The sequence below is a fragment of the uncultured Lamprocystis sp. genome (assembly GCF_903933125.1).
Lineage (GTDB): Bacteria > Pseudomonadota > Gammaproteobacteria > Chromatiales > Chromatiaceae > Thiodictyon.
Map to the genome: position 1 here is coordinate 1 of NZ_CAIZIZ010000226.1, position 3438 is coordinate 3438.

The window sequence follows — 3438 nt, forward strand, 5'->3', positions numbered from 1 at the left end:
CGGGTGCAAACCGGGCGCGGCTGGACCCGGCGGTGAGCACTGGTGCATCCCGGCGGGCGAGCCGGCCGCGGTCACCATCCGCAAGGTGGTGACCGAACTGCGCCGTCAGCCGGACCCCGCGGCCCCGGTCGAGCGGGTCGTACCGGACATCCTGGCGCGGATGTATCCCTGTCAGCCGGCGACGGGCGAGTCGTCGTTTCGTTCACCGTAAGAAAGGGTTCACTCAGTAGGTTAAACAGTCCATTAGGGAACACTTTTGGTGTCTCGGTCGTTGTCGTTGTCGTTGTCGTTGTCGTAATCGAGTTTATGCTACCCGCGAGGATTATCGCGCACCGCATCGTTTCGGACCGTGGTCATCGTTCCGGCCACTGGAGGTCGAGGCTTTAGCCGGTCCGGCGTGCAGGAACCACTGATTTTCTCTAAGATCTCGGGAATCGCCACCGGCTAAAGCCTCGACCTCCGGTGGCGGACAGACCGCCGCGGAACGATGGTCAAGGCCGACATCGAGCTGCTCGTGCCCGAATTGAATTGCTTCTCCGACAACGACAACGATGGCATTACTCTTTTAACTTATTTCTGACTCGTTATCACGAAATAACATTTCTCGCCAAGAGATACAAAGATCACAAAGAGTTACTATTCCGATGCAAGCACGAACTTTGGTCAAAGTCGAAGCCGACGAGCCGGCGAAGCGTCTCGCCGTACTGATCGATGCGGATAATGCTCAGGCCGCGGTGATCGCGGGGCTGCTGGAAGAGGTTGCGCGTTTTGGCGAGGCCACCGTAAGGCGCATCTATGGCGATTTTACGTCACCGGGAAGCGCGTCTTGGAAAAAGGTGCTCAACACCTTCTCCATTAAACCAGTTCAGCAGTTTGCCTATACCAGCGGGAAGAATGCCACTGATAGTACGATGATTATCGATGCGATGGATCTGCTGTATACGCGGCGGTTCGAGGGATTCTGCCTGGTGACAAGTGATAGTGATTTTACCGGTCTCGCGGTTCGCCTCCGCGAAGAAGGGCTGGTTGTTTATGGGTTCGGCGAGCAGAAGACGCCTGAAGCCTTCAGGAACGCCTGCCATAAATTCATCTTTACCGAGGTCCTGCGCAAGCCCGTAGCGAACGAACAAGCGGAGGTCAAGCCATCTCCCGCGGCACTGCTGCCGATCGAAAAGCCGGCCGGCGCTCAGTCGCCGATTGCCGCGCCGGCAGAGTTTCCGACCGCTTTCCTGATGGCGGCGCTGGAACAGTCGGTTGACGATACGGGTTGGGCGCATCTCGGAACATTCGGCAGCTATCTTCAAAAAATCCAGCCATCTTTCGATTCCCGGCTTTATGGATTCAAGAAATTGTCCGATCTCATCAAAGGCAAGCCCGAACTGTTCGACGTTGAGGAGCGCCCGACCCCAGGGGGGGCCGGCAAGTCGCTTTACCTCACCGAAAAGCGGCGATGAATCCGACCGGACGCTAAGGACGCGGCCCCCACAGATGGTCCAGATTGATGCTGATCGCATCGAAGTGCCGGGCAATGATACGATCCAGGCGTGATGCCGCCCCGATATGCCGCGCTGCGGGGCGCGGCTGGCCGTCGAGGATTTCCCCCGTCAGCCCTTCGGGCAGGGACTCGAGCTGTTCGTAGAGGCTGGGACGGCGTTTCGTGCGGGCGCGCACGATGCCGGAGTCGGTCTTCAGGGCTTCACCGCAAGAAAATTCTGGCGGAGAGGGTGGGATTCGAACCCACGGAGGGGGTAAACCCTCAACGGTTTTCAAGTCCTTGTTTTATAAGACTTATTACAACAACCCACCAATCGACACAAGAAAACTCAAGGGGTTAACTGTTCGCTGTTGTGGCGAATAGTGAACAGTTGAGGGGGGCCAGATTGGCGTTGTGGACTCAAATTGGACTCAAACCGCACGCACTCGGGAGCCTTCGCCGTTAGACCTCGAACGCGCTGGTTCGGCCGTGATCGCGGTCCAGGTCCAGGAGGGCAGCCCAGGAAGCGAAGGCGGAACCCCGGAGGCTCAAGGGGGTTCCTGGTTGCCAGGTTACGCGGTTCACCCGCTCGGCTGCTGCCCAGGCGGGCGGTCTACAGGCGGATTTCCAGCCGACCCCTTGACTGGCGCCCGATCGACTCATCGGCTTTGCCTATCGGGCACGGGTTTTGCGTTTCAACAAAAACAATGCGTTATGTGATATAAGCAAGAATAGCGCCCGATAGGCGTTGCCTATCAACCGGCGCGAACACGTGACGTGAGGACGGCGTTACGCCGGGTCGAACAGCGCGGGGGGACGGTTGGGTGCCGGCGGCAGTCCGCACGCGGCGGCTGTGATCGCGGTCAGGTCCAGGAGGGGCAACGCCGGCAGGGGGGATCAGGGGGCGGCGCCAGAGCCAGGGGCCCCCACGGGACCGGGGGTGCGGTGCTGTTTGCCGCGGCGGGCACTGGCGGCTTTTGCGGCGCGACTCTGAACGATGCGGTTGTTTCGTCGGTTCGGATCAGCGGGGCGGCGCCGTGTCATCGGGGTTCCTCAAGAAGCGATTCCAGGGGGGTCAGGTTGACCGCGGCGAGCGGTTCACCCGCCGGACTGATCCGCATTCGGGTTTCTCCCCAACAGCCAAACCTCTTTTAACGCCGGATCGATCTGGTCATCTGTTGCCTTCGCATCAAAGGAGATTCCCGCGGCGGCGGCGTCGCGGCGCAGCTCCGACAGCGCGGCCTCGGCCTTGCCGAGCTGGTGATCAAGTTCCTTCAGGCGGGCGCGGCGCTCCACCAGGGGCAACCCTTCGTTGTCGATCGGCAGGGCCTCGATGACGCTACGGAACGCGTTCTTGATGGCTTCCGGTCCAAGCAACCAGACAAAGGCTTCTTGTCCCGGACCACTCTGGTTGGTACTCCCGCCGTGCGCCTCGTGACCAAGAAGCATTTTGCGAAAGTGATCTTCCTGTGTAAACAGTTTGCCTGCCCTTGCTGGATGTCTTGCACTCATTAAGAGAGTGCCCAGTTTCTTGCGGTAGTCGTCCGCCATGGAATCGGCCCAACGATCAACGCCGTCGATTAAATCAACCCGTGTCAAGGGCGCGGCGGCGATCTCCTCGCGTTCGCGTTTGAGGGCCTCAAGTGCGCCTTGTGCCGCGTTGTACTGTTTGCGAACCGTCGCGAGCGATGACTTGAGCCCGGTCAACTCCAAGACACCGGCAATGGATTTCAATAGATCAGCCATGGTGCATTCTCATTAAGCGGCGGCGCGGTTATTGACGCGGTTCAGCCAGTCACGGTGAAGGTCGGGGTGGGCCCGGGCGGCGGCCATGTGGGCTTGTCCCAGCGTCATGCCGTGGGCCTGGTACTGTTGCACGGCGCGCTCGTAGGTCGCGTCGGGGGCGGGCGCGGTCGCGGCGGGCACGGGGCGCGCGTTGACGCGATTCAGCCAGTCCCGATGAA

General features: G+C 60.5%; 5 protein-coding genes. 2 read left to right on the forward strand and 3 right to left on the reverse strand.

Translation table 11 applies throughout. The annotated features are described in order from the left end of the window. Together QZY03_RS11255 and QZY03_RS11260 are read left to right on the forward strand one after the other, a co-directional pair. A partial coding sequence (locus QZY03_RS11255) for a hypothetical protein (RefSeq protein WP_295581025.1) occupies window positions 1–211 on the forward strand: 211 nt, incomplete at its 5' end. Window positions 212–644: 433 nt separating this feature from the next. After that, window positions 645–1454, forward strand: coding sequence for an NYN domain-containing protein (locus QZY03_RS11260; protein WP_295581027.1), 810 nt, complete (start codon window positions 645–647; stop codon window positions 1452–1454). 13 nt (window positions 1455–1467) lie between these two features. On the opposite strand, the gene QZY03_RS32075 is transcribed toward QZY03_RS11260, so the two are convergent. The 3 genes from QZY03_RS32075 to QZY03_RS11275 form a co-directional block, all read right to left on the reverse strand. Then, window positions 1468–1671, reverse strand: a complete 204-nt coding sequence (locus QZY03_RS32075; protein WP_363168519.1) for a hypothetical protein — start codon at window positions 1669–1671, stop codon at window positions 1468–1470. Between the two features lie 901 nt (window positions 1672–2572). Further along, window positions 2573–3220 (reverse strand): hypothetical protein, encoded by a 648-nt coding sequence (locus QZY03_RS11270; protein ID WP_295581029.1) that lies wholly within the window; start codon window positions 3218–3220, stop codon window positions 2573–2575. A gap of 12 nt (window positions 3221–3232) precedes the next feature. Next, a partial coding sequence (locus QZY03_RS11275; protein WP_295581031.1) for a hypothetical protein occupies window positions 3233–3438 on the reverse strand: 206 nt, incomplete at its 5' end.